This is a genomic window from Parapedobacter brassicae (genome assembly GCF_051400755.1).
In the GTDB taxonomy this organism is placed as follows: Bacteria; Bacteroidota; Bacteroidia; order Sphingobacteriales; family Sphingobacteriaceae; genus Parapedobacter.
Map to the genome: position 1 here is coordinate 151,957 of NZ_JBLFFL010000004.1, position 23,865 is coordinate 175,821.

The following is a 23,865-nucleotide window of genomic DNA, read 5'->3' on the forward strand; positions in this document are numbered from 1 at the left end:
GCTATAACAGGCCCTTTTCCTTCATGGCTTTCTCCTGATCTTCCTCACTGGAATAAAGGATAATCCGTAATGAAGATGCCTGCTGTTGGAGGATATAGTGGATTGTAAATGCGATGGCTTCATCTCCAGTTTTTTCATATAAGGCTCCCCAGGTTACGGAAGCGTGTATCGCATGCCCTCCAAATGGTTCCTCGGTGACATGCTGGACGAGCATTTGCCGGAGACCGGTTTGCCGGTTAAATTCATGGACAGACTGTAGCCATTTCAGAAATTCCTCATCATTACGGAAAGCACGCGATTCCCCAGGAGCCACAACGACGAAACTGTCGCCGTAAAAGGCTGCGATTTTTTCTGCATTTCCGCCTGTTGATGCAACTGCATAGGCATTGAAGAATTCTCTGATGTTTGACATATCGTTTTAGCTTTTATTAAGCGGCTTAAATATAAGGATGTTGCCAAGGCTTCCGATAGGGTCTCCTCAACAGCATTGTCGCTTCTGGATCGTCAATGCATATCTTTTTTTGCGGATCATAGATAAGCGGCCGATTCAACTGCATGGAAAGGTTGGCAAGTATGCAACTGGCGGTTGATATGTGCCCCTCTTCAATATCGGCAACGGGTAAATGGTTATTTTTGATCGCCGATAGGAGATTCAGCATGTGCCGCCGCGTAGCGGGTGCCGTATGCAGTTCAATTCGGGATTCGTTTAAATCTTCCGGATATTCTTCCTTTTCATAAACGACATCTTTCGCAATACGGTCGCCTTTGCCGGTTGGAATAAACTCATATTTCATAACACTCCCCTTTAGGGTACCTTTATCACCATAAATAATGAACGCCCATGGATATTCGGGATCGGCCGGGGTCCCCCACGTCCGATGTTGCCAGATGCAGTTCAGCTCATCGTATTCAAAAATAGCGGTCTGTGTGTCGGCAATGGTTGACTTCCCCCCTTTTTGAACGTAGATCCCACCGGTGGCGCTGACCTGCTTCGGCCATTTGAGCTGCAACAACCAGCGCACCGTATCGAACATGTGAACACACATATCTCCTGGAATTCCGTTGCCATATTCCATAAAGGTACGCCACCAGCTTCCATGCGGCAACCCATCGTATGGACGTAAGGGGGCTGGACCGGTCCACATTTCATAATCAAGAAAATCGGGAACAGGCTCCACTGGCGGGTTCCCATCTTTCCGCATATGATAATAGCAGCACATCTCCACATGCGATATCTTACCGAGCAAGCCTTTATCGATTACGTTTTCTTTAGCATCGATCAGGTGAGGGGTGCTTCTCCTTTGTGTGCCGATCTGCACCTTTTTATTGTATTTGCGCGCTGCGCTGAGTATGGCTTCTCCTTCCAGAACATCAACGCTAACGGGCTTCTGTAAATAAAGATGTGCGCCTGATGCCATGGCGTCAATAGCCTGCCGTGCATGCCAGTGGTCTGGCGTACCGATGAGCACCAGATCCAATTGATGTTCGGCCAACATCTTCCGGTAATCTCCGTACAGCGCTGGAACCTTCTTGGAGGCTTGGCGCTCAGTGATCAGCTTTCCGGCTTCCTCCAGATGGTTCCTGTCGACATCGCACACGGCGACAACGTCGACGTCGCTGACCTGAATGAGTTTGAAAAGATCACTTTTGCCATACCAGCCCGCCCCAATTAAACCAACGCGCAGGGAATTGGCCGTGTCCGAAAACGTCAATCCCTTGGCCTGCAGTGCAGATAGCGCCAACGCTGCGCTGGCACCTTGAATAAATGTTCTACGATTCGGATTAAAGTCTGTCATCATCTATCGGTTTATTATCTTTCATGGGGAAAATAAAAACGAAGATAATGCTTATTAACTAATTTCGCATCCAAGAAATAAGCAAGCGTGGATGGAATCTATGGCGACTGGTCGGTCACGAGTCTGATCTCGTAATCACTAAGGGTGATGAGCCGTTCTTTATATAGTCCGCCGATGGCTTTCTTAAAAGCGCTTTTGCTAATCTGGAAACGCGCTTGAATGTCTTCGGGTGCACTTTTGTCGCCCAGGGCTATCGTTCCTCCATCGTCCTTCAGCGCGCGCAGGATGACCTCTTTGGTATCAAGCACATGCCCGAAACCCTGGGGACGCAGACTGAGGTCTATCTTACCCTCCACACGTATGTTTTTAATCCAGCCTTTGAGGTGGTCGCCAATGGCGACATCGGTAAATAATTCATTGCGGTACAAGAGTCCGATATGGCGATTGTTGATAATCGCATTGAAGCCCAGATCGGTCTCTTCACTGATAAGCAGCTGCACTTCATCCCCTACTTCAAAATCGAAATCGTCCTCTTCGATAAATTTATGCAGCCGCGACGATGCTAACATACGCTGGTTCTGCCTGTCCAGGTAGAGGTAAACGATATGCTTTTCGCCCTGGCGCATTGGTCTGCGCTGCTCTTTGATCGGCACATATACGTCTTTACTGATGCCCAGATCTAAAAAAGCGCCGTCTTCACCGGCATCGACAACCGTTAAATAGGCAAAATCGCCAACCTCCGAAAACGCTCGTTTGGTAGTGGCTAGCAGCTGCCCCGCTTTATTTAGAAACACAAAAGCAGTAATCGTGTCGTTGACTTCGGTCTTTGGGGGCACATCGGCGGATGGCAGTAAGATTTCGCTTTCCCCATCGGACAGGCTTAAGCCGTCGCTGTTTTTTCCCGCTACCCTGAGGATGTTATATCTTCCTATTTCTGCCATCGTTTATAAATTGCACCATGTGCTGATCGTGATTGCCCAAAGGGACAAAGCTACGCAATCCTGACCATAATCGGCGATGCTGAACGATTGAAGTTAATACCATCATCCATAACAAAAAACTTAGTATGTTTGTGTTGATGCGACATTAGGTCGATATACAGGAGTTATCCCAACTCAACTATAATTTTGTCGGATTTTTCCAAGGCTTGAATAGGCATTATCAATTACATTTGCACCATAACCTCAGGACATTATGGCAACAACTAATTCACAAGAAAAACTGAAGCACGAACAGATCCAATACCTCGAGTTCCTTTCTAAAGATATTAACCAAGCCAAAGAATTCTATACCAAAAGTTTCGGTTGGACGTTTACAGACTATGGACCGGAATACACCGCTTTTGCCGGGGACTATGTTGATGGTGGCTTTACCGTGGGAGAACCGGTTAAAGGAAGCATATTAGTGGTTATCTACTCGGAAGCTATTGAAACAAGTAAACAAAAGGTGATAAAGGCTGGTGGTATCATAACCAAGGATATTTTCAGTTTTCCCGGTGGCAAGCGTTTCCAGTTTCTAGATCCCGACGGGAACGAACTCGCTGTTTGGTCAGAGTAACAGCAAACAGGCTGCCCCCTGCCATAAGGTTGTCATGACCCCAAGCTAATTTTGCGGAAACGTTATAACATATATGACAATAGCAGATTACGATAACTTATATGCGGCTACCAGAGAAGAATGGCGGAAATGGTTAACTGAAAACCATGCTAAGCAGCGAGGTGTGTGGTTGATTCAATATAAGAAAAATACAGGGAAGCCCACCCTGACCTGGAGTGACGCCGTGGACGAAGCCCTGTGTTTTGGATGGATAGATAGCATTAAAAAGAAATTGAACGAAGCTTGTACGGTGCAATTTTTCAGCAAACGAAAACCGACGAGCATGTGGTCAAAAATCAACAAAGAAAAAGTGAATCGCTTGATCGAAAATGGGTTGATGACACAAGCCGGCTTTGAAAGTATTGAAATAGCCAAACAACACGGAAGTTGGACACGCTTAGATGAGGTTGAAGAATTAAAAATTCCGCCGGATTTGGATGCAGCATTCGAGCGTTATAACGGTTCAAAGCACTATTTTGAAAGCTTGAGTAAGTCTACACGAAAAGCCCTCTTGCAATGGCTCGTTCTTGCGAGACGTCCTGAAACACGTCAAAAACGCATTAATGAAATAGCGGCGTTAGCGAGTCAAAGCAAGAAACCGAAACCGTTCTCTTGAAAAAAAGCTGAACAGGAAGCCTTGGTATTACTCTTTGTTTTCCAATTCGACCACCCGCTTTTCGATCGACTCCATGATATCCGTTAGACTGGCGATGGCATCTTTCACCTGGGGATCTGCCTTTTGCTGTTCCAAGCGTTTTATCCACACGGTTAATTCTTCCAGCCGATACGGCAATCCTTGTAGTTCAGCAGGCAGCTGCTGCTCTTTTTTCCGGAGGATGGGCAGGGCGGCAATGATTAATGCAATGATGCCGATGGCAAGTGCGAGATATGCGATCATGATGTCGTTTTTTTGAGCGTTGTCGTTTCGATCCGTTAGTTGTTCAGGATCGGTTGGATTTGATTCGTCAGGGCTGAGGAGCGGTGCTTGGGCGGTATCGACAGCGGTGTCCGCTACCGGCCCTCCATTGGCGTATTGATCAATCAGACCATCGATGCGGGAGACGTACTCCTCGTAACCGGCAAGTTGCTTTCGATATCCTTTGCCTGGCCGGTCGAAGATATCAGCCGCTACCTGATCCCGTAAGGCGACCAGCTGTGTTTCGTTAGCAACTGTCATAGACCGCCAACTGTTGTACCAACGCTCGATTCCCGCGACGGGGTTGCTGGACAACTGTTGGCCAAAGCAATCGTAGTCCAGCGTTTCGCAGGATATCCTGAACGTGGTGTCCTTGGATACCGCTTTATCGGTTGCCAGAAAATTAATGGTTTCCCGGATGAGCTCGTACTTGGCTTGATCCGCTTGATCTTGCGCAAAGGCGGTCCAAACTGACAAAGCCATACATACCATGGTCAACAAACCGCTCCGCATATTCTTCTTTTTATAAAGTTTAACCGCCCGACTATTCAACGGCTAAAATAGGAGAAAACAAGAACAATCCAAAATACGCTAAAAGCGGTAACTAACAGATATGCCGATAGACCTCATTTTGATTTGCAATTGACCGGCAAAAAACAGACCTTAGTAGCACACCTATGAAACATGAAAGACTTCAAAATTAATGTGGATGTGCTGGAAAAGATAGCCACCCACCTGCCTACGGGCATGAAATTCAAATTCTATCCGACAGATGTCGCTCCGGTTGACTTAACGGACCAACAGGTACTGCTGTATGACGACCTGGGCGGTATGTGGATCGGAGAAACATTATCCGAACAACACGATGACGTCATCCTGGAAGCTGCATGGCAAGCGGTGACCGACCGCTATTGGGACGAAGGGGGTTAAGGATCTAACGGTTCATCCGGATCGATGGTCAACGCTTCCCGCTTGGGTTTGAACTCGATAATCACGTCACTTATCCGTTTGCCCAACTCATAGGGGACATACCCAAGCTCTTTCATGCAGCGATCTGCCATTTTTTCGACGGCATCGATATGCGGTACGCTGCTATTGACTATGGCAAACTGATCTGGGGGGAATCCGTAGGTGAGCATGATCCTGGCCGTATTGCGTAAATTGGTGGTGGTGTGCCGCGCATGTGGATCGATCAAAATGGCTTCCTCGGGGACGTTTAATACGTTCATGAGGTATTTTTTCATTTCGATGGCTTCAATATAGGGAGTTTTGTAGGGATGGACCCGTCCTCCTGAAACCACGATAAATGGCGCTAACCCCTCAAAATAACTGCGTGCAGCCATCCGGCTTCGAAGCATGCCTCCCGGACTGATCGGCTGATCATAGATTGATGGTCCCGCCCCTAGCGTCAGCAGCAGCGAGTAGGGATACTTTTTGAAATCTGTTTTCTGGATGGCTTCGAATGCCTTTTTATTTTCCAATGCAATCAGGGGCTCCAGCTGTGCGGCATCCCACCGTTCGTTTATCTCCAATAACCGTACGGCAGTGAGCAGTGTCTCATAAAAGGCGTGATGGGGTTGCCGAATGTCACGGAGTATATCCTGCCGGATATCTAACAATAGCGGTAAGAATGACTTTTTGGTGATATCAAAAGAAATGGAATCAATGAGCGGATAGTTCGGCTTTTTGCCACCCGCATATACATCGATCACGTAATTCATGGCGAGTAAATCTTGCCGCAGTGCTTTTTTTAAATAATGGCCTGTGGTGGTATGATTAGAAAGGCCATACGTTTGGGAGGGAAGCAGCCGATCGGAAAGCTTTTTTTTAAACCCTTCGTCTTCCTCCGATTGCCTGGCAAATAGTGCCACCAAGGTATCGACTTCTGCGTCCCGCCACTTGAATGCATCCAGGAAACACGCCATATCCCGGCAATCCCGGCTGTTTAGGTACCGTTCGTGGCGCTGGGACAGTACTTGCTGAAAACCGGGCGATTCTAAAATCCGTCCGGTTAGTGTGCTATCTTGGTATAAGAGAAAGGTGGCAAAATAGTTTTTTGCGATGACCCAGTCCTGGGGCGTGCTGTAGTCGGAATAATCCTGACACCGGGAGACATAGCTGGTGCCCATTGCCAGCGTCAGGATAATGATGCTTATGCGGTATTTCATACGGATCATGAAGAATTAATAGCCAGGATTTTGGTACATGCGCTCGGGGTCTAGCTTATACTCATCAAATGGAATCGGATAGTACCGGTCTTTGGTGGAAATGTTCGATAGCTGCGCATTGCCATAATCGGCCTGGCTTTTGGCCCTAAAGTAAGCTTCCAATTCGTCTGCGTCGTAATTGCGGATCAGGTCAAACCACCGGTGGTTTTCAAAAGCCAGTTCTACGCGACGCTCATGCAGGATGGCATCTTTTAAGGTTGGATACTTCGCATTGTAAGTAGCATCTGTACGTGCTTGGGCGTAGGCGGGCAAGCCTGCCCGTTCGCGAACCTCATCTAGCAAGGCAATGGCTTCGTCGGTTTTGTTCAACTGCATTTTTGCCTCGGCCAGGAGCAGCATCACGTCTGCATAACGGATGAGGATCCAATCGTTGCCGCCCCAGCCTGCCGTGCCGGCAGCGTCGCTTTTATCCCTGAACTTGGTAACAAACCAATCGTTGACTTGGGGGTTGGCTGCAAATTTGATGGAAAACTCCTTGCGGATATCGCCTGCCTCGTAATCTTTCACCAGGTCCAATTTTACGTTGCCGCCACTGCCGGTGGAATTGAACTGCGAGTTGATGGTTTCGCCGCGTGCCTGGTTATTTCTGGCAATACTGGAGCTGTAGTTTTGATCGCCCTGTAGATACTGTACCTGAAAAATCAGTTCCGGGCAGGTGTTCTTTTTGGTTACATCAAACACATCAGCATAGGGGATTTCGCTGAGCCGGCCAAATGTGCGCATGCCATAGGCTGCGGCCAAGTATTGCTCGGCCTGCTGGAAGTTTTCCGCTTTGCCGTCGGCCAGTGTAGCACCCATGGTCAGGTAAACCTGTCCCAGCAGGGCGTTGATGGCAGCTTTGGAGGTGCGACCCACCGCATACTCCCCTTGTGTGTTGGGCAGATCGCTCGCCAACGCATCGGACAGGTCTGCCACGATCTGCTGATAAACGACTGATTCTTCCTGCCTGAAGGCGATTTCGTCTGCTTCTTCCTTGGTTTTGATCTCTTGAATGGACAATGGGATGGCGCCGAACTTTCTGACCATGTGAAAGTAAAGTAATGCACGGACGAACTTCGTCTCGGCCATGTAACGTTGCTTCAGCGCTTCATCGCTGAAGGTCACCTGGTCAATGCGGGATAATAGCGTGTTGCACCGTGCAATACCGTCGTACATCGCTGACCAGTGTGTCCGCAGATAGGTATTGCCCGCCAGCAACGAAAAGTCATTAAATTGAAAGGGTTCCCCGGCATTGGATTGGTTATCATCCCTGCCTGCATTGTCTGATCGCTCTTCACTGTATAACGTACTGGTCTCACCCAAGGTGCTGCCGGAACGTAAGACTTGGTAAATGCCATTCACCGCAAGCAGCACGTCATTTTCGGTCTTGAAATAGCCCTCTACAGACACCGCATTGGGATCTTGCTGATTCAAAAAATCTTGCTCGCATGCCGCCAATGCGAAAAGAACAAACGGCATTAAATATCTCTTTTTCATGATTTGTCTACGTTAGAATGTCACTTTCAAACCTACATTAAACGACCGTACCAGGGGATATAACCCATAGTCTACACCCGGTGTCAAGTTGCCGCGCTGATCGTAGTCGGACTCGGGATTATAGCCTTTGTATTTGGATATGGTGAAGGGGTTATCCACACTGCCATAAATGCGCAGCCCACTTAGCAGCAACTTATTGGCCGTTGTCTGCGGCAAGGTGTAACCTAAAAGGATATTGGTCATCCGAAAATAGGAGGCATCTTGCAGGTAGAACGTAGACAAGCGCGTGCTGTTGCTTTGGGTACCGCCCCTGGAAGCGCGGTATACCTTGCCGTTGCCGGGTTCTGCTGGCGACCGCCACCGCTGTGCAACGTCGGCATATTGATTGCCCGAACCCTCCATATTATAAAGGTAATAATCGTAACCATCCAGCATCTGGTTGCCATGCGACCCATTAAAGGACGCGCGCAGGTCAATGCTTTTATAACGCGCGTTCAGCGCAAACCCATAGGTGAATTTCGGATGCGGATTGCCAATGATGCGTTTATCGTCGTCATTCACTACGCCATTGCCATCGACATCTTCAAAGTATAGATCACCGGGTTGCATGGGATTGGTCGATGCGGCAGAGGGCGCTACTTCCTGATAGTTTTCTTCCGTGGCGACGCCCAACACCTTAAAGCCATAAAACATGCCGATCGGACTTCCCTCTTGCGTGATATGCGTCAGGTAGGAACGCTCAGCTCCATTGGTGATGATGGTCGATGCCCCGCCCAGATCGAGCACCTTATTACGGTTGACCATGATATTGCCGCTGAGCCCAAGATCAAAATCACTGTTTCTCACGATCGCAGCATCTACCTGCACATCGAAGCCCTTGTTTTCGACTTTGCTGTCCGGTAGGTTGGTCAGGATGGTGGTCGCTCCGGATACAGCGGTGATGGGTTGGTTGAACAATAAATTAAATGAACGGCTTAGGTAAAGGTTGGTAAAGATGTTTAACCGTCCGCGTAGCAAGCCGAAATCCAACCCACCGTTAAACTGTGAAGTGGACTCCCACCCCAGGTTCGGGTCGTATAGGTCGCCCGGCCAATAGGCCGTAGCCACATTGTCGCCGATGATCACCCCGCCCGGAGCGTTATACACAGTGATGGCTCGATAGTCGCCGATGTTATTATTGCCACTAAGCCCCCAACTGGCACGCAGTTTTACGGAGGATTGCTCACCTAACCAATCGTGGTAAAAGTTTTCATTGGATAAGGTCCAGCCTGCCGAAACGGAGGGGAACGTGCCCCACTTACTTTCGGGACCGAAACGTGACGATCCATCCGTCCGGAACGAAGCGGATAAGAAATACTTCGAGTCATAGGTATACATCACCCGGCTGAAATAAGACTGCAGCGTAGTGGCCCGTTTAAATGCATCCCGCAATTGGAAATTGGAAGGGTCGGCCCCTTTGTCGGTGATCTCCCCGATCGCATCGCTCTGGAATCCGTTGGCGCGGACAGCCATATAGTCTACGTCCGTCCGCTGTGCCGAATAGCCCAACAATGCATTTATTTGGTGTATTTCGTTAAAAGTCTTGTTATAATTTAATGTCGTTTCGATCAGTTTATCCACCTCGCCCCGCGTGTTGGCATCGGCGTAAGCGGCTGTTTTAGCATTGCTTGAAAATGGCGGATTGTTGCCATCCGAAATGCTCGTGGGGCGGTAATAGTCATATTTTTCGTCATACGTGGTGATCCCTCCGTTTGCCTTTAGGTTTAAACCGTCGATAATTTTAAAATCGGCGAACGCATTATAAAAGCCCCGTTTGCCGCGACGATTGTTTTTGATTTGGGTCACATAGGCCAGGGGATTTTCGGGGTTCTGGATGCCGTAATTATTGGCCGACAAATCGCCCATCAGGTATTGGGCGTAGGTCCCGTCTTCGTTATAGACCGGCAAGGTGGGCAAATAAATCAATGCCGCCATGGACGGACTTCTATCGTACCGGCCGGTGGTGACTTCGTTATTATCGTTATAGGTGAAGGCAACATTGGCACCGACCGTAAAGCGCTCGCTCACTTTGGAGTCTACATTTACCCTGAAATTATATACCTGCTGGTCCGTGCCCAACATGACCCCGTCTTGATTTTGGTACGATCCACTCACGAAATACCGGGTTTTTTCGCCGCCCCCATAAATAGACAGGTTATGTCGCTGAAATGGCGCATTGCGGTATAATGCATCCTGCCAATCGGTATCATAGGGCGACTGCTTGGCAAGGCCGGTAGCAAAATCATAGTAATCTTCGGGGATGCTGACAGAGCCAGCGTTGCCGACACGGGCAACACGGGCGGCATTGTCATCTCGAAGCATCTCATCCGTCCAGGTCAACCCCCTGGTAATGACCAGGTCTTTGTAACTATTATTTCGACCGTCGATGATTAAATCGATGAATTCGGCTGCATTCAATAAGTCGACTTTCTTGGACAGCTGACCGAAACCACCGAGTACTTCGTAATCTACCGTGCTCCGTCCTTCCTTGCCTCTCTTGGTGGTGATCAGCACCACACCGCCCGATGCACGCGAACCATAAATGGCCGCTGATGCCGCGTCTTTCAACACGTCGATAGACTCAATGTCATTCGGATTGATATTCAAGTTGCTTGCCGGGTAGCCGTCTATCACATACAGGGGCTCGGAACTGGCATTGATAGACCCCATACCGCGGACGCGGATCTTAGTGCCTTCATAAGGCGCTCCGCTGGTTTGCGATACCTGCACACCGGCCAGCTTGCCAACCAAGGCTTGAGACAATTTGGGCGAAGTTAAGTTCAGCTCCTCGGATTTGACATTCGCGATCGCCCCGGTGACATCCGACTTGCGGACCTGCTGGTAGCCGATAGACACCATGACCTCTTCCATCATGTTTTCAGCAAGCGTCAGGATGATGGTGTTGTTGTCTTGGGAGGTGACTTCCCGATCGACTTCGGTGTACCCAAGATACCGGACACTCAGTTGATCGCCGACGGCACCGCTAAGGGTGAATGTCCCATCAGTATTGGTTTGGGTAGCCGATTGATTGGACTTATTCGTGACCGTTGCACCTGCAATCGGATTACCGTCTTCGTCGGTTACTTTTCCGGAAATCGTGGTTTGACGATGCCTGATTTCTAATCCCAAGGGCGCTAGGGGTAAGTTGCGCGCTTCTATTGATGAAGAAAAAGAAGCTAATAATAAAAGCAATACTAGTTTGAGAGACCTGTAACACATGTTTTCGCCGCTAATTGATGACCAGCGGCAAAACTACCCGGTCCGTGTTAGGGTAAGGTTGATAAAAGGTTAACAAATCATCAATTAGTTTGAAGCTGTCCCATACCAGGATTCCCCTGCCATAGCAGAAAATATCACGTAATTACTTTGAAATACAAAGTGTTTTCTTTAACTTTGTTTTGCAAAGTACTTTAGGCAAAAAAAGGGATTAGTCATTTAAACCTTTATTTTATGAATACATTGAACAAGTTCGGAGAGCGGTATTATGAAGCTAAAGGAAATAGGTGGTTTCATTATTTCTCCATTTTTTGTCGCATCGTTTTGGCACTCGGATTTATCCCATCGGGCATCGTAAAAATCATGGGAGAACGGTTCACTGCGTTACCGGTTAATCATCCATTGGGTCATTATTTTGAGGCGCTGCATCTGACAGGTTTCTATTATACGTTTATCGGGGTTTTACAGGTGACGGCTGCGCTTTTATTGCTCATTCCGAGAACGGCGCTTCTTGGTGCGCTTATATATTTTCCCATTATCTTGAACATCTGTATCCTGGCTTATGCCGTTCGGTTTGAAGGCACCCGTATCACTACGCTGATGGCAATGGCAAGCTTGTATTTGCTGTGTTGGGATTATGATCGATTAAAACATGTTTTGCCCATCAAACAAGCCAATGCCGACGGTTATGCAACAAAGAAGAAAACGTTGAGCAACAGGTTTCCGTTTACGTTTTTTTGCGTTGTTATTGCCACCGTGGTTTCGGTAATCGTAATAAACCGGTTTATCTACGATATCCGGCCCGGTAACTCTTTAGTTGAATGCAGAAATGGGTGTGCTGCTAATAGCAACCCGGAGGCGTGTGAAGACTTTTGCGATTGCATCTATCATGAAGGTAAACCACTTGACAGTTGTTTAGCCGAATATAAGAACGCAGGTCCGCCTAATGTTGCCCATAAGCGCCATAGTAGGCTGCCCCGATGAGGGCAAAATCACTATGCCCGCCTTCCGTGGCAAATGGCCTGTAAACCTCACCGTCCCAGAAAATACCGGCCTTACCCAACGTGAATATGATATGGGTTCTATAGTTCTGCCGCCATTGCGGGATCACTGACGCTGTGTTTGCCCGTTTCTACTCTTCCGGCAAAACGGTGCAAAAAACCACTTGCTGTTTTGATGGTAAAATCGTACCAATTGTCGCTTTTTTTAAGGTTTATATATCTTCTGAGTGCTTTCTTAGGGTGTAAGACAATGGGGTCTGATTTCGGGTAATCGTATGCATTGGCCATGATTTCGATGCTTAAAGGAGTGGCCGAATGATGTCGCAGCAGGATAGAAATGCCGCTTTTGGCATGATCGTACTCCAATTGGATTTCGGGTTCAATATCCTTGATATTACCGGTGATTTTGTGGAAATAACCATTGGGACCATATACTTCTAGGTCGTAGGCACCTGCAGTGTCTTTTACATCCCATTCATCGGTCAGCGATTTGGTTGCTTCTACCGTGTATCGCCGTGGAATCAGGTGCAGCCGCTTCATGTCGTACACATGGTATACAGCACCTTTATGGCCTTTATTCTCAAAAACAAGCTGCACCTGACCATCGTCTTTCCGGTATTGCAGCGTGCAGTGCAGCTGGTACGGAAGCGCTCTCGAAAAACGGGTTCCTTTTTCTTGGTATAATTTCGACGGTTGCACGGGGGCGGCAGCTTTGGGCAGTTCTTTTGATGCGGCGTCTATTTTTTCAAATCCGGAAGTATCCGGCATGACCGGGAATTTCGGATCATTGGGCGTGACGAAATCAAATGCTGAAGTAAGGTCGCTACTGATGGCACGATGCCATGGCGAGATAGCGGGGACGGTCACACCGAACCTTTTTTCAATGAACTGCGCTACCGATGTATGGTCCGCCACGGCGGAATCCACCCACCCCCCCTTGCTCCAGGGAGAAAGGATATACATCGGTACACGGGGACCCATGCCCCATGGCCGTAGGTTGCCTGAAATGGTGTCTCGTTGGTCGATATAGACCCGCTTGGTCGCGGTGTCTTCGAGGTTATCCTTGTCGTTATGAAAATACATGCCGGCGACGTCCAGTGTCGATTTGCCGGCGAGGGTATTATCCAGGTTGTAAGAAGGCACTGCGGGCGCCGGCAGGTGATCGAAAAGGCCGTCGTTTTCATCAAAGGTCAGGAAAAAAACCGTCTTGCTCCATACGTCCGGATTGGAGGTAATGGCAGACAATACCTCGTGCGTGAAATTGGATGCCCGGTACGGACTGGAGGGCGCTCCGGGGTGTTCTGAATTGCTTTGCGATGGCAGTATCCAACTTACTTGGGGCAAGGTGTTGTTTTTAACGTCATTCGCAAGGTCTTGAAGCGACCAATGCCGCATGCCGTTTTCATAAATCGGGTCGCCGGGTTTGGCATTCCGGAAGCTTTCAAACGCCAAGCAACCGTGCATGGCTCCTGTCCAGTTATCATTGGGATCCTGGTAAATGCGCCAACTGATACCGGCTTCCTGCAACACGTCTGGTATGGTGGGCCATGTGAAGGCACTCCCCTGGTACGTATAGCCCGGTTCGGGCATCTCCCCTTTGATCCAGCAGCGCAGGTTGACCGGCTCGGAATCTGCGTCGGTACAATTAATGCCAGCAGCTCGTTTGTCGGGGTTGAGTACCGATCCTGACCAAAACACGATCCGGTTAGGGTCGGTACCGGTGGCAATGGAACAATAATAGGCATCACAAATCGTAAAATATTCTGCCATGGCATATTGAAAAGGAATCTCTTCCCTTGTGTAGTACGCCATGGAATAAGGTGTCTTGAACAGCGGCCAAAATCCGTACTTCCCTTGGTTCCAGGCGGCTTGGGTATCCGGAAAATTATGCGGGGTGCCGTTGATGAGTGCTGCATTTGATTTTTTTCTATCGGCCCGGTAAGGGGGCACGATCTTCTCGCCGTCTGACTGATGAAACACCCGCTGGCCGCTTTCAAGTGGTATCGGAAAGCGATCTCCAAACCCGCGGACACCTTTCATCGCTCCGAAATAATGATCGAAGGATCTGTTTTCCTGCATGAGGATGACGATGTGCTCTACATCTTTTATCGAACGGGTCGCATTGTGTGCTTCCACGGCCAATGCTCTTTGCAAGAGCGGCTCCCATATGGAAGCCCCAAGGCCTGCGGTCGCGGATAATTTAATGAACTCTCTGCGGTGTAGTTTGGACATATTCGGGCTTTAATTTCGGGAAATCAATTTTTTGTCAGCGAATTGAATGATGCCAACGGCGATGATGATAAAGGCAACAACCGGAGCATGCGCCTTGAGCCAGGATAATCCTGCTGTTAGCAACGCGTAATCTACGAAATAATAACATATTGCTGTGGCCAACAGGCCAACACATACCGCTGAAACGAGTGTAATGGCATCCCGCCTGCGGTCTTTCCGCTCTTCAAGCAGGGCAATCTCGGCCATCACGGCATCCACCACCGCAACGGATGTATCCGTCTGCGTTTTACGTTCATGGTTCATCGATTCCAGCAGCAAGCTGTACGCCTCGATGTCTCGCTCCGTCAATGGCCGCTGCTCGATCTCCTCCTGCTCCCGCAATAGCTGCTTCAGCTGTTCGTCGGTTGGTTTCATCGGTCCCTCCTATTTTATTAGTTTAGCCAATTTGTCTTTCAATAGCTGCCTTGCCCTAAAGAGGTGGCTTTTAATGGTGCCCGCCGACAGCCCCGTGATATCCACGATTTCCTGGTAGGAATAATCATCCATGTGGAAAAGGTTAACCACCAGCCGATAATTTTCAGGCAACTGATCAATCAGTTGCACCATAAAGGTATGCAATTCTTTTTGGTTTAGCACCTGCTCCGGGTCGGGACCGCCTTCAATGTGGTGATGGCGGTCATCCACCTCATCTGTCAGACGACGTCTCCGTTGGGTGCTTTTCAAGTAATCCAAGCTTGTCGTATAAGCAATCTGGGCTATCCAAGTAGATAGCTTGCTCTCGTGCTTGAAACGGCTGAGATTTTTATATACTTTAATGAAGACCTCCTGAGACACGTCTTTTACATGATCCTCATCTTTTACTACCCGTTGCACCATGCGCTGCACGAGCCTTTCATACCGGCTTACCAATAGCCGAAATGCATGGAGGTTTCCCGCAGTTATTTTTGCTATCAGTTCATGGTCCGGACACATCGTTGCCTTGTTAGACGACGGCGGTGCGATATAGGTTTCAAAAAAGAAAATTAAATTCTTGCAACTTTTGCATCGCCGCGACAGTCACATGGGGCAGTTAACATCAAAAACAACAGATATGAATCATGTAGAACCAATATTTATCGTCGGCACGGTCTTTTTCACGATCGCTTACATTATCGAAACCATCCTGAAGTACCGGCTCCGTTCGCGGATTGTCTCCTCCGGACTCACCGATGAGAAGTTGATCAAAGGATTGTTTGCCAGCAAGGTGGACAACCGGTACAGCGCATTGAAGTGGGGGATTCTCCTCTTATTCGCCGGCATTGGCCTGATCGTGTTGGAGTATGTGCCATATGAATATGACTCACCGCTACCCTATGGTATCGAAGGTACGTTTATCGCGCTTGGATTTCTGGTGTATTATTTCATGGTAAACGGCAAGCCCGCCGGGCAGCGTCCGGAATGAGCTGGACACCCCTTAGTAAATCCGTTCCCAGATACCGGGATAATGGATAATGAAGCCGTTTTCATCACATTGGACCATGGAGACAAAACCGCTTTCTAGGTTTTCATAGCGGTACCAGTCGTGATCGACACGGGTATACCGTTGACGAACGGGCTTATGCAACCGGTTTTCGATATCAACGTACAACACGGTGTTATCAGTGGACCCACCGACTGGCAGCTTGGTGCGGTTGATGGTCAATGTATTGGTAAAAGGACTCATGGAAATATCCACATCTATGCAGGCAGCAAACGCTTCTTCATGTAAGTCCAACACGAATACCGGTTCGGTCTCTACCGTGACGGACACCCGCTGGGTGGTCCATGCAGTGTCTGTAAGTATCATATAGTGCATGTCAAGCGGATGGCCTTTTGTCTCGCCGATGATATGGCCTTGGATTTGGTAGCCGGTGTCATGCTGCTGCACGATGAGGTGTTCCATGGTGCGGTAATAAAGGCCCTGCCAGATCACATGTTGTGCGTTCATTCCATTATGACTTTTTGATCGGTCCGATGTACGTTCTGGCAACGATCAGGTTAGAAAATTTGATGTGATGGGACTGCCCCTCCGGTGTGGTATCGTCATAGAATTCAATCCAGAGGTAATTGAGATTCAGTTTTCCATCTGTCCGCCAACGAAACCCTTCAAATGGCTTCCCTGCCGGATCGTTGAACCAAGAATCGAGGTCCCAATTTCCATTTGGAAAACCGGGACCCCAATGCCCCACTTCAATGCCGTCTTGCCAAATCGTTAACGCTCCGTTGTATGCCGTTGCCGGATGGTTGAGCTTGATCATCAGTTCAATGCACATCCACCGGTCCCACTCCAATTGCTGTGCCTGTGGACCACCGTTGATCATATCATTGCCATAGCATTTTCCGCGGGCGCCAGCCCGCATGTCGCCCCAATAAAGATACGTGTCCATATTGGGCGCATTGACAGGTTCATACGCGATTGCGATACGTTTATCTCCCAGTCCGCAGGTACCTGCTTGGGGGCTTGGATAACCTGTTGAGGGGTTATAGCCGCCAATCCAAACCGCTTCGTGATGGATGTACCCTTCTGAGCTTCGTGGGTATTTTACGTAATACCGCACATAAACGGTGCTGTCAAATCCCGGATTGAAGCGTTTGAATAAATGCCCTCCGTCGTTTTTACCCCCCTGATTGGTCATTTTAATGGCAACGGAGCCCTTGGCGGGAACGTCTAGGGTATCGAGGCTCATTCCGTCGCCGTTGAGCACGTCTGTATACCTGGCCAAGATATTGGCCAGGCCATCACTGAATTTCTCTGCGTAAAGGACATCAGGATCTTGTTCTATGCCGATATCGTAGGGGTATCGTTCTGCAAGCGAGCGGGCCAAACTGATGGGGGCATGATTGTATTGCGGCCTGAAACCGATCAAACCAGCCAGGGCCGTCAAACAGGTGATGAACTTAATTTTCATGCCGAAGGTTTTCTTTTAGTAAAGTTACGAAACGAAGTGATTATCCGATATGGCTCTAGCATTGGTTTCCGTACAATGCCTGTGTTTTTTTCATCTGTCTAAATTTGTTTTTTAATGGTGATGAAGCTGTCATGATTTAGTCATTCCACTGTGTGATTTTAAAAATCATGATGGTTTCATTGGTGCTTTTTACTAACTTTGGTAGAAAGCTGAACATTGGATAAACAACTCGGGAACAAGACGACGAATAATTCGACCGACAACATGCAGACAAGTAGAAAAACGTTGAGAACCTGTGATAAAGGGCATCAATACTATAAAAGTAGTGATTGCCCGGCTTGCCCGATTTGTGAACAGGAACGGAAACCGCAGGAGGGCTTTCTTTCGGTGCTTTCCGCACCCGCCAGGAGGGCTTTGGAACGAGAAAATATTGCAACACTTCAAGACCTTGCCAATTACAGCGAACAGGAGCTATTGAAACTTCATGGATTTGGACAAGGCTCAATACCAAGACTCCTTGCAGCATTAGCTGAAAAAGGGCTAACATTTAAAAACAGGAGATGACGGCAGCAAAAAAAACACCGACGGTAGAAACCCAAATGATGATCAGGAAACCTGTTGCGACGGTTTTTGAGGCATTCATTGACCCTGCTGTGACGACCAAATTTTGGTTTACCAAATCAAGTGGCCGGCTTGAAACGGGCAAAACCATTACTTGGGAATGGGAAATGTATCACGTGTCGAGTGATGTGCGGGTAACGGAAATCATACCGGACAACAAAATAGTGTTTGAATGGGGCGATCCCGCCACCACGGTTGATTTTGCGTTTACGGCGCTGACCGACGATACCACCTACGTGGTTATCAAAAATTATGGCTTCCACCAAACGGGAGACGAACTCATTGAAGCAATCAATGACAATACGGGCGGCTTTACGACTGTACTGGACGGACTAAAGGCGTATTTGGAGTTTGGAATTGAGCTAAACCTGGTGCGGGATAAATTTCCGCATCTAACGCAAAAATAATACCTACTAACTGGAATAATGGATTTTTATTAATAGACTACATGACACATGCCAAGCATTCAAATCAAAAATGGTTGGAGTTCTATAGGAAACTAGGTTATTTGCTATATGCCATCGCTGCTGCCGACAGGGAGATCACAGCAGAAGAGATCGGCACATTAAAAAAAGAAGTCAAGGACAAATGGCTGACGTTCGATGAGAGCACCGATGAATTTGATAGCGATGCTGCTTTTCAGGTAGAAGCGGTATTTGACTGGTTGCAAGAGGAGATGCCCCGTGCCGCTAAAGCCTACGAACGGTTCGAAGCATTTGTCAAGGAACATCCTGATTTCTTCAATGCCGCTCTTAAAAAACGCATCATGGAAACCGCAGACCATGTTGCGGCCTCCTTCCGGAACAAAAACAAAGCGGAACTATCCATACTCTCCCAACTCAGCCAGCTATTCAACAAAACAGCGTCGTAATCATCAAACGAGTAACGAATGAATTGGTCCATTTGCCCTCGGAACCTATGGAGTGCCTGACGGCTTATGATAGGCAGTGCCCCTAATCCAGATGGTGTTGCGATCGTTGATGTTTTTCTCCGATTTCGTGAGCACCTTGATCAGTGGGATATCGATACCTTCAGCCGCATTTGAAACCTTGTCGATGTAAATGGTTAGGAGGTTGGTTTCGTCTACACAAAATAAATCATAATCTTCCTTGACCAGCTCATCATCAACCATGAAAATGACAAATCCCTTTGCTTCGGGCGCGTATTTCGATTGCAGCGCCGTCAGGGAAATGAACTTAGGAGAATACTGCGCCTTGGTGGTGATATGAATTTCACCGCGGTAAGCAGGGTTGCTGGCCACAGCCGACTCCTTCATCACTTCGAGGTGCTCAATCATTTTTGGGGTCAATGTTTTCAGTACCGATGGGTGGACACGTTAACCGTTGATGAGATATGCCGGACCGCCTTTCTTCTCGTTCTCCTGAACACGGATGACTTTGAACGTGGTATCGGGTTGCTGTTTTACGCCAGCTGGGAAATTTAAATCGGGTTGCCGCTTTATGCCAAGCGGGAAATCTGTTTGCTGTCCCAAGACCACCATTGGGAATATAAAGTATACGAAACAGAAAGCTTTCATAACGTAAGATTTAATCGGTGAATAAGTTATTCCACTCAAAGTTACACAATTAGTTTTAAAACGGTGTTCTTGATATTTTCCGGCAATCATCTGTTCCGGCCAAGCCATCATCTAAATCACGTACAGTAACGTTCCCTATTCGGCTTGTCCCCGGCTTCGGTGGAACCATGCGCGTTAAAGGCACACCAAAGCGGACTTGATAGCAATGATTGCCTTCCAATCGGCATCAAATTAGCATGAAGCTGGCATCAAGTTGGCCTCCGGCATCCAAGGCGTATTCAATCGGGATACAGGTGGCACCTCGCTCGGTAACCGGACGTATCGTCCGCGCCATAGAGAGGCAGCCGACCCCGCCGACTACTCCTGTTTAAGTTGCCTTTAATAGGTATTCGTGAATGCAAAGCATTTTATTTAAGTTTGTTACCTATGAAACTGACGCTTATCCCAATTGCTTTGACCATGGCAATAGCCTGCAACAATGCACAACAACCAACACAAATGACGTATAAGACAACTGGCCGAATTGAACGCCTTGACCCGGCATTGGATGCCATTATCGACACAAACGCAACGGCTGAAATTATAGCCGAAGGCTTTGACTGGAGCGAAGGACCGCTGTGGGTAGAAAATGAACAAATGTTGTTGTTTTCGGATGTACCGGCGAACACGGTCTACAAATGGACGGAAGCAAACGGCACGGAGGTCTACTTGAACCCGAGCGGCTATACGGGCACCGAACCCACACAAAGCAAGGAGCCGGGCAGTAACGGCTTGTTGCTGGATAGCGGTGGTAGTCTGGTGCTATGCCAGCATGGCAACCGGCAGATGGCTAAAATGGACGCACCATTGAAGAAGCCGGAAGCGACATTCATCACCTTGGCCGATCAATATGACGGCAAGCGTTTCAGCAGTCCTAATGATGCCGTGTATAACCGCGCAGGTGAGCTGTTTTTTACAGACCCACCCTATGGCCTGCCCGCCCAAAATGACGATGACCCGGCAAAAGAAACGGCATTTAATGGGGTATATAAAGTAAAGTCGAACGGTGAGGTGACCCTATTGGCGGATAGTATTACAAGGCCGAACGGCATTGCATTTTTCCCGGGTGAGACGAAATTGCTGGTAGCCTCGTCCGATCCGGATGCGGCCAACTGGTACCTGCTTGATGCTGGGGATACGACGACGACCCCTGTACTGTTTTACAGCGCCACCCATGAACGAAATGGACTAAAAGGGCTACCTGATGGATTGAAAATCGACAAAAACGGAATTGTATTTGCCAGCGGCCCTGGAGGTGTATGGATATTCAACCGTGATGGCAAGGTGCTGGGAAAGATCCGACTGGATGAGGCTGTATCAAACGTGGCGTTATCTGCCGATGAAAAGACTTTGTATGTAACGAATGACAGCCAAGTGCTGCGAATCAAACTGAGGTGATCGCTGCGCCGGGGTAGCATTTGACCTCGTCATCACCTTATACGCGTCCCTTTGACTTTTCACAAACATGTTTATCTTTACCGCTCGTAAAAACGTATCAAAGACAAATGAGAAATTTTTTTTGGATAATAACGGCTTCCGCGCTTTTGGCTTCGGCATGTGATTCTGAAACTAAAAACTGTACCCCTGCAACTGAAGACCGGTATACGGCGTTGACTGACTCGCTCGCCGCGAGCCTGAAATGGCCCGAAAATCTGGATATGAAGGTTTTTGCGGGTGCTGACTTGGTGCCCAGTCCGGCGTGCCTGGCGGTGGCGGCTTCGGGCGAGGTGTTCGTGGGTGTGGACAAAATGGGTTCCCTCGGAAAAGAAATGGGACATGGGGCGGTCGTCAAATTGGTCGATTGTAATGGGGACGGCATCTTGGATACACATACGGTATTTGCTCGCATGGATAATCCCAGGGGAGTACTCGCGTTGGGCGATCAGGTATTCGTGTTGCACACCCGCTTTTCGGATGAAACCAAAAAGGCAGCCAATATGGACCTCATTGTCTACGAAGACCAAGATGGCGATGGTATAGCGGATGGCGAACCTAAACCGCTGATTACGGATATCAGCAACCCGACCTTTCTCGCCGAGCGCGGTACGGACCACGCTACCAATGGTATCCAAATAGGCATCGATGGCTGGATATACATCGCCGTGGGTGACTTTGGTTTCCACAATGCGACGGACCGCGATGGAACGAAATTGACCATGCTTGGCGGTGGGATTATACGTGTACGACCCGATGGCACGGAGATGGAAGTGTATACACATGGCCTGCGAAATATCTACGATGTGGCGATCGACCCGTTTATGAATATTTTTGCGCGGGGCAATACGAATGATGGCGGTGGCTGGAATATCCGCTTTTCGAATCAAATCCAAACGGGGGAATACGGATACCCTATTTTGTTCAAACATTTTACCGAGGAAATTATTCCTGCATTGATCGATTTAGGAGGCGGCTCGGGAACCGGCGCCCTGTACCTCAATGACCACCGCTGGCCGGAAGAATATAACAATACCCCGCTGATGGCCGATTGGGGCCGGAGTTACCTCTACCGGCACCCTGTGGAAAAAGATGGCGCATCGTTTACGCAGCAAGAGGAACAGTTCATCCAGCTGCCGCAAATCACGGACGTGGATATGGATGCCTCGGGGATCATGTACTTATCTGCCTGGGATGGCGCAGGGTACTCCGGAAGCCCGGATATCGGATATGTGGTACGCGCTGTACCCAAAGGGTTGGACTATGAATCGTTTGCAACGGTACAGGGGCTATCTGAACGGAAGCTGGTCAACATGCTCAAGTCAGCGCATGCGAAGGCCAGGCAGGCCGCGCAATACGAACTGCTGGCCAGACCGGACAAGGCGGATGCGGCGTCTCGGGTTTGGAAACTGGTTGAACAGACTTCCCTTCCGATGGAATCACGCGTAGCAGCATTGTTTACCTATGCCCAGTTGACGGGCAAAGACGGGATCAGTCAATTGGTGGAGGCTGCGGCTGATGCGGACCTACAGGAGTTTGCCCTGAGGGCGCTGGCCGATCGCAAGGAATGGGCAGGAGAAGTTCCGCTGGAGCCTTTCTTAACCGGATTACACTCCGCCTCTCCCCGAGTCAGCGCGGCAGCCATCATCGGCATTGGACGATTGGGGAAAAAAGAAGCGATCAATGCCCTGCTGGAAATCAAGGTGCCGGAATCCTTCAAAGCACCCGACTTGGGAACGGAGGGTCCGCATGCAACACCCAATACGGAAATCATTATTCCACACCTGGCCGTGAAAGCGCTGGTGGCCCTGGATGCGGTGGACGAGTCTATCGGCGCACTGAATACCGGCAACCGAGAGCTGGCCTTATGGGCGATGCGGTATATGCATGATGACCGCGTAGTGCAAGCATTGATTGCTGCTTATGAAAAGGCGGACGACGACCGGCTGAAAACACAGCTCATGAACACCTTAGCGCGTATCTACCACCAAGAAGCACCTTATGACGCATCGTGGTGGTGGAGCACCCGGCCAGATACCCACGGACCGTACTATAAAGCGATCGAATGGGATGCCACGCCGACCATCCGGACATTTTTACTGGAACAATGGAAACAAGCTGGAAGCACGGGAAAGGATTTCTTTAAAATGCTCAACACCAAATACCGACTGGGAATTGATCAATTTGGCATTATCGATATTCAACCGCCCAAAGAGGATGCACCACAGGTGGACTTGGAGAAAATCAAAAACAAGAAGGGGCAGGTAGGAGAATCTTCTATCGAGGATGTCATGCTTGCCTTGGATAAAATCAACGGCGACCCCAAGGAAGGGGCAGCGCTTTTTGTCCGCCAGGGATGTAAGACCTGCCACAGTACCGAGCGAAGCGAAGTGATGAAAGGGCCATTCATGGGGCAAATCGGTTCGATCATGAACCGACAGCAAATTGCCGAATCGATTTTGAAGCCCAATGCCTCGATATCACAGGGTTTTTCAACGGTACAGATCCAGAGCAAAGGCGGAAATGCATATGTGGGATTTGTGACTGGGGAATCGGCAGACAAACTGACCATCCGAAGCATCACTGGAGCGGCGACGACGATCGCGAAATCAGAAATCGCAAACCGGCAGGAACTGGAATACTCGATGATGCCCGCTGGACTAGCCAATGCGCTGAGCTATCAGGAGCTGGCTTCGCTGATCGCTTATTTAGAAGGACAAAAATGACGATTTAAAAAAAACGGTTGAGCATATCAAACTATTTGAGCAGTCAAATGTTGGCACCATGAACGAATAAACAATCAGCAG

The 23,865-nt window shown here is 48.8% G+C and carries 25 protein-coding genes; 11 read left to right on the top strand and 14 right to left on the bottom strand.

The genetic code is table 11. The annotated features are described in order from the left end of the window. Position 1: 1 nt before the first annotated feature. The 3 genes from ACMGDE_RS13190 to ACMGDE_RS13200 form a co-directional block, all read right to left on the bottom strand. Entirely contained in the window at positions 2 to 412 is a 411-nt protein-coding gene (locus ACMGDE_RS13190; RefSeq protein WP_436833274.1) for a DUF6841 family protein, read from the bottom strand. A 25-nt stretch (positions 413 to 437) separates the two neighbouring features. Further along, on the bottom strand, positions 438 to 1,799 hold the full coding sequence (locus tag ACMGDE_RS13195; RefSeq protein ID WP_436833275.1) for a Gfo/Idh/MocA family protein: 1,362 nt from the start codon (positions 1,797 to 1,799) through the stop codon (positions 438 to 440). Between the two features lie 95 nt (positions 1,800 to 1,894). Then, positions 1,895 to 2,737, bottom strand: coding sequence for a CvfB family protein (locus tag ACMGDE_RS13200; RefSeq protein ID WP_436833276.1), 843 nt, complete (start codon positions 2,735 to 2,737; stop codon positions 1,895 to 1,897). A gap of 253 nt (positions 2,738 to 2,990) precedes the next feature. Here ACMGDE_RS13200 and ACMGDE_RS13205 point away from each other — a divergent pair, with 253 nt between their 5' ends. Together ACMGDE_RS13205 and ACMGDE_RS13210 are read left to right on the top strand one after the other, a co-directional pair. After that, on the top strand, positions 2,991 to 3,353 hold the full coding sequence (locus tag ACMGDE_RS13205; RefSeq protein WP_436833277.1) for a VOC family protein: 363 nt from the start codon (positions 2,991 to 2,993) through the stop codon (positions 3,351 to 3,353). Positions 3,354 to 3,426: 73 nt separating this feature from the next. Beyond that, positions 3,427 to 4,008, top strand: a complete 582-nt coding sequence (locus ACMGDE_RS13210; protein WP_436833278.1) for a YdeI/OmpD-associated family protein — start codon at positions 3,427 to 3,429, stop codon at positions 4,006 to 4,008. A gap of 27 nt (positions 4,009 to 4,035) precedes the next feature. On the opposite strand, the gene ACMGDE_RS13215 is transcribed toward ACMGDE_RS13210, so the two are convergent. Then, complete coding sequence (locus ACMGDE_RS13215; protein WP_436833279.1) at positions 4,036 to 4,791, bottom strand: hypothetical protein; 756 nt, start codon at positions 4,789 to 4,791, stop codon at positions 4,036 to 4,038. Positions 4,792 to 4,992: 201 nt separating this feature from the next. On the opposite strand from ACMGDE_RS13215, the gene ACMGDE_RS13220 reads away from it, so the two are divergent. Next, positions 4,993 to 5,238, top strand: a complete 246-nt coding sequence (locus ACMGDE_RS13220; RefSeq protein ID WP_436833280.1) for a hypothetical protein — start codon at positions 4,993 to 4,995, stop codon at positions 5,236 to 5,238. Here the strand turns inward: ACMGDE_RS13220 and ACMGDE_RS13225 are convergent. Genes ACMGDE_RS13225 through ACMGDE_RS13235 form a run of 3 tightly spaced genes read right to left on the bottom strand, consistent with a single transcriptional unit; the run spans position 5,235 to position 11,180 of the window. Then, on the bottom strand, positions 5,235 to 6,476 hold the full coding sequence (locus ACMGDE_RS13225) for a YdcF family protein (protein ID WP_436833281.1): 1,242 nt from the start codon (positions 6,474 to 6,476) through the stop codon (positions 5,235 to 5,237). The two genes, ACMGDE_RS13220 and ACMGDE_RS13225, sit on opposite strands and share 4 nt — an antisense overlap. A 15-nt stretch (positions 6,477 to 6,491) precedes the next feature. Further along, entirely contained in the window at positions 6,492 to 8,012 is a 1,521-nt protein-coding gene (locus ACMGDE_RS13230; protein ID WP_436833282.1) for a RagB/SusD family nutrient uptake outer membrane protein, read from the bottom strand. A 12-nt stretch (positions 8,013 to 8,024) separates the two neighbouring features. Further along, complete coding sequence (locus ACMGDE_RS13235) at positions 8,025 to 11,180, bottom strand: SusC/RagA family TonB-linked outer membrane protein (RefSeq protein WP_436833283.1); 3,156 nt, start codon at positions 11,178 to 11,180, stop codon at positions 8,025 to 8,027. Positions 11,181 to 11,501: 321 nt separating this feature from the next. On the opposite strand from ACMGDE_RS13235, the gene ACMGDE_RS13240 reads away from it, so the two are divergent. Further along, positions 11,502 to 12,251 (top strand): hypothetical protein, encoded by a 750-nt coding sequence (locus tag ACMGDE_RS13240; RefSeq protein WP_436833284.1) that lies wholly within the window; start codon positions 11,502 to 11,504, stop codon positions 12,249 to 12,251. 98 nt (positions 12,252 to 12,349) lie between these two features. Here ACMGDE_RS13240 and ACMGDE_RS13245 read toward each other — a convergent pair whose 3' ends face one another. From ACMGDE_RS13245 to ACMGDE_RS13255, 3 genes are read right to left on the bottom strand one after another with little or no spacing between them, the layout of a single operon-like run. Next, positions 12,350 to 14,500, bottom strand: a complete 2,151-nt coding sequence (locus ACMGDE_RS13245; protein WP_436833285.1) for a phosphocholine-specific phospholipase C — start codon at positions 14,498 to 14,500, stop codon at positions 12,350 to 12,352. 9 nt (positions 14,501 to 14,509) lie between these two features. Beyond that, positions 14,510 to 14,914: a hypothetical protein gene (locus tag ACMGDE_RS13250; protein ID WP_436833286.1), complete on the bottom strand. Its 405-nt coding sequence runs from the start codon at positions 14,912 to 14,914 to the stop codon at positions 14,510 to 14,512. A 9-nt stretch (positions 14,915 to 14,923) separates the two neighbouring features. Continuing rightward, complete coding sequence (locus ACMGDE_RS13255) at positions 14,924 to 15,472, bottom strand: RNA polymerase sigma factor (RefSeq protein ID WP_436833287.1); 549 nt, start codon at positions 15,470 to 15,472, stop codon at positions 14,924 to 14,926. 118 nt (positions 15,473 to 15,590) lie between these two features. Between ACMGDE_RS13255 and ACMGDE_RS13260 the strand changes: the two genes are divergently transcribed. Beyond that, entirely contained in the window at positions 15,591 to 15,941 is a 351-nt protein-coding gene (locus ACMGDE_RS13260; RefSeq protein WP_436833288.1) for a DUF6249 domain-containing protein, read from the top strand. A 12-nt stretch (positions 15,942 to 15,953) separates the two neighbouring features. Here the strand turns inward: ACMGDE_RS13260 and ACMGDE_RS13265 are convergent, their stop codons facing one another. Together ACMGDE_RS13265 and ACMGDE_RS13270 are read right to left on the bottom strand one after the other, a co-directional pair. Beyond that, positions 15,954 to 16,466 carry a putative glycolipid-binding domain-containing protein gene (locus tag ACMGDE_RS13265; RefSeq protein ID WP_436833289.1) on the bottom strand — a complete coding sequence of 171 codons (513 nt, stop codon included), beginning with the start codon at positions 16,464 to 16,466 and terminating at the stop codon, positions 15,954 to 15,956. 4 nt (positions 16,467 to 16,470) lie between these two features. Next, entirely contained in the window at positions 16,471 to 17,427 is a 957-nt protein-coding gene (locus tag ACMGDE_RS13270) for a hypothetical protein (RefSeq protein ID WP_436833290.1), read from the bottom strand. Positions 17,428 to 17,691: 264 nt separating this feature from the next. Between ACMGDE_RS13270 and ACMGDE_RS13275 the strand changes: the two genes are divergently transcribed. Genes ACMGDE_RS13275 through ACMGDE_RS13285 form a run of 3 tightly spaced genes read left to right on the top strand, consistent with a single transcriptional unit; the run spans position 17,692 to position 18,919 of the window. Beyond that, complete coding sequence (locus ACMGDE_RS13275; protein WP_436833291.1) at positions 17,692 to 17,991, top strand: RNA polymerase alpha subunit C-terminal domain-containing protein; 300 nt, start codon at positions 17,692 to 17,694, stop codon at positions 17,989 to 17,991. Next, entirely contained in the window at positions 17,988 to 18,455 is a 468-nt protein-coding gene (locus ACMGDE_RS13280) for an SRPBCC family protein (RefSeq protein WP_436833292.1), read from the top strand. The genes ACMGDE_RS13275 and ACMGDE_RS13280 overlap by 4 nt, the downstream gene beginning before the upstream one ends. 41 nt (positions 18,456 to 18,496) lie before the next feature. Next, complete coding sequence (locus ACMGDE_RS13285) at positions 18,497 to 18,919, top strand: tellurite resistance TerB family protein (protein WP_436833293.1); 423 nt, start codon at positions 18,497 to 18,499, stop codon at positions 18,917 to 18,919. A 45-nt stretch (positions 18,920 to 18,964) separates the two neighbouring features. On the opposite strand, the gene ACMGDE_RS13290 is transcribed toward ACMGDE_RS13285, so the two are convergent. Together ACMGDE_RS13290 and ACMGDE_RS13295 are read right to left on the bottom strand one after the other, a co-directional pair. Next, positions 18,965 to 19,345: a hypothetical protein gene (locus ACMGDE_RS13290; RefSeq protein ID WP_436833294.1), complete on the bottom strand. Its 381-nt coding sequence runs from the start codon at positions 19,343 to 19,345 to the stop codon at positions 18,965 to 18,967. A gap of 39 nt (positions 19,346 to 19,384) precedes the next feature. Further along, positions 19,385 to 19,693, bottom strand: a complete 309-nt coding sequence (locus ACMGDE_RS13295) for a hypothetical protein (RefSeq protein WP_436833295.1) — start codon at positions 19,691 to 19,693, stop codon at positions 19,385 to 19,387. A 128-nt stretch (positions 19,694 to 19,821) separates the two neighbouring features. On the opposite strand from ACMGDE_RS13295, the gene ACMGDE_RS13300 reads away from it, so the two are divergent. The 3 genes from ACMGDE_RS13300 to ACMGDE_RS13310 all read left to right on the top strand — a co-directional run bounded on the left by ACMGDE_RS13300 (position 19,822) and on the right by ACMGDE_RS13310 (position 23,784). Continuing rightward, positions 19,822 to 19,956, top strand: a complete 135-nt coding sequence (locus ACMGDE_RS13300) for a hypothetical protein (protein WP_436833296.1) — start codon at positions 19,822 to 19,824, stop codon at positions 19,954 to 19,956. Positions 19,957 to 20,083: 127 nt separating this feature from the next. After that, positions 20,084 to 21,022, top strand: coding sequence for an SMP-30/gluconolactonase/LRE family protein (locus ACMGDE_RS13305; protein ID WP_436833297.1), 939 nt, complete (start codon positions 20,084 to 20,086; stop codon positions 21,020 to 21,022). 107 nt (positions 21,023 to 21,129) lie between these two features. Further along, positions 21,130 to 23,784 carry a DUF7133 domain-containing protein gene (locus ACMGDE_RS13310; protein ID WP_436833298.1) on the top strand — a complete coding sequence of 885 codons (2,655 nt, stop codon included), beginning with the start codon at positions 21,130 to 21,132 and terminating at the stop codon, positions 23,782 to 23,784. The last annotated feature ends 81 nt before the right edge of the window (positions 23,785 to 23,865 follow it).

Excerpts from the sequence above, each read along its gene's own strand:
- ACMGDE_RS13285 (WP_436833293.1), top strand. The coding sequence starts at position 18,497 with ATGACACATGCCAAGCATTCAAATCAAAAATGGTTGGAGTTCTATAGG.
- ACMGDE_RS13245 (WP_436833285.1), bottom strand. The coding sequence starts at position 14,500 with ATGTCCAAACTACACCGCAGAGAGTTCATTAAATTATCCGCGACCGCA.
- ACMGDE_RS13220 (WP_436833280.1), top strand. The coding sequence starts at position 4,993 with ATGAAAGACTTCAAAATTAATGTGGATGTGCTGGAAAAGATAGCCACC.
- ACMGDE_RS13230 (WP_436833282.1), bottom strand. The coding sequence starts at position 8,012 with ATGAAAAAGAGATATTTAATGCCGTTTGTTCTTTTCGCATTGGCGGCA.
- ACMGDE_RS13270 (WP_436833290.1), bottom strand. The coding sequence starts at position 17,427 with ATGAAAATTAAGTTCATCACCTGTTTGACGGCCCTGGCTGGTTTGATC.
- ACMGDE_RS13275 (WP_436833291.1), top strand. The coding sequence starts at position 17,692 with ATGCAGACAAGTAGAAAAACGTTGAGAACCTGTGATAAAGGGCATCAA.
- ACMGDE_RS13240 (WP_436833284.1), top strand. The coding sequence starts at position 11,502 with ATGAATACATTGAACAAGTTCGGAGAGCGGTATTATGAAGCTAAAGGA.
- ACMGDE_RS13260 (WP_436833288.1), top strand. The coding sequence starts at position 15,591 with ATGAATCATGTAGAACCAATATTTATCGTCGGCACGGTCTTTTTCACG.
- ACMGDE_RS13215 (WP_436833279.1), bottom strand. The coding sequence starts at position 4,791 with ATGGCTTTGTCAGTTTGGACCGCCTTTGCGCAAGATCAAGCGGATCAA.
- ACMGDE_RS13295 (WP_436833295.1), bottom strand. The coding sequence starts at position 19,693 with ATGGCTTGGCCGGAACAGATGATTGCCGGAAAATATCAAGAACACCGT.
- ACMGDE_RS13205 (WP_436833277.1), top strand. The coding sequence starts at position 2,991 with ATGGCAACAACTAATTCACAAGAAAAACTGAAGCACGAACAGATCCAA.
- ACMGDE_RS13200 (WP_436833276.1), bottom strand. The coding sequence starts at position 2,737 with ATGGCAGAAATAGGAAGATATAACATCCTCAGGGTAGCGGGAAAAAAC.
- ACMGDE_RS13290 (WP_436833294.1), bottom strand. The coding sequence starts at position 19,345 with ATGATTGAGCACCTCGAAGTGATGAAGGAGTCGGCTGTGGCCAGCAAC.
- ACMGDE_RS13280 (WP_436833292.1), top strand. The coding sequence starts at position 17,988 with ATGACGGCAGCAAAAAAAACACCGACGGTAGAAACCCAAATGATGATC.
- ACMGDE_RS13225 (WP_436833281.1), bottom strand. The coding sequence starts at position 6,476 with ATGAAATACCGCATAAGCATCATTATCCTGACGCTGGCAATGGGCACC.
- ACMGDE_RS13210 (WP_436833278.1), top strand. The coding sequence starts at position 3,427 with ATGACAATAGCAGATTACGATAACTTATATGCGGCTACCAGAGAAGAA.
- ACMGDE_RS13190 (WP_436833274.1), bottom strand. The coding sequence starts at position 412 with ATGTCAAACATCAGAGAATTCTTCAATGCCTATGCAGTTGCATCAACA.
- ACMGDE_RS13300 (WP_436833296.1), top strand. The coding sequence starts at position 19,822 with ATGAAGCTGGCATCAAGTTGGCCTCCGGCATCCAAGGCGTATTCAATC.
- ACMGDE_RS13310 (WP_436833298.1), top strand. The coding sequence starts at position 21,130 with ATGAGAAATTTTTTTTGGATAATAACGGCTTCCGCGCTTTTGGCTTCG.
- ACMGDE_RS13255 (WP_436833287.1), bottom strand. The coding sequence starts at position 15,472 with ATGTGTCCGGACCATGAACTGATAGCAAAAATAACTGCGGGAAACCTC.
- ACMGDE_RS13195 (WP_436833275.1), bottom strand. The coding sequence starts at position 1,799 with ATGATGACAGACTTTAATCCGAATCGTAGAACATTTATTCAAGGTGCC.
- ACMGDE_RS13265 (WP_436833289.1), bottom strand. The coding sequence starts at position 16,466 with ATGAACGCACAACATGTGATCTGGCAGGGCCTTTATTACCGCACCATG.
- ACMGDE_RS13305 (WP_436833297.1), top strand. The coding sequence starts at position 20,084 with ATGACGTATAAGACAACTGGCCGAATTGAACGCCTTGACCCGGCATTG.
- ACMGDE_RS13250 (WP_436833286.1), bottom strand. The coding sequence starts at position 14,914 with ATGAAACCAACCGACGAACAGCTGAAGCAGCTATTGCGGGAGCAGGAG.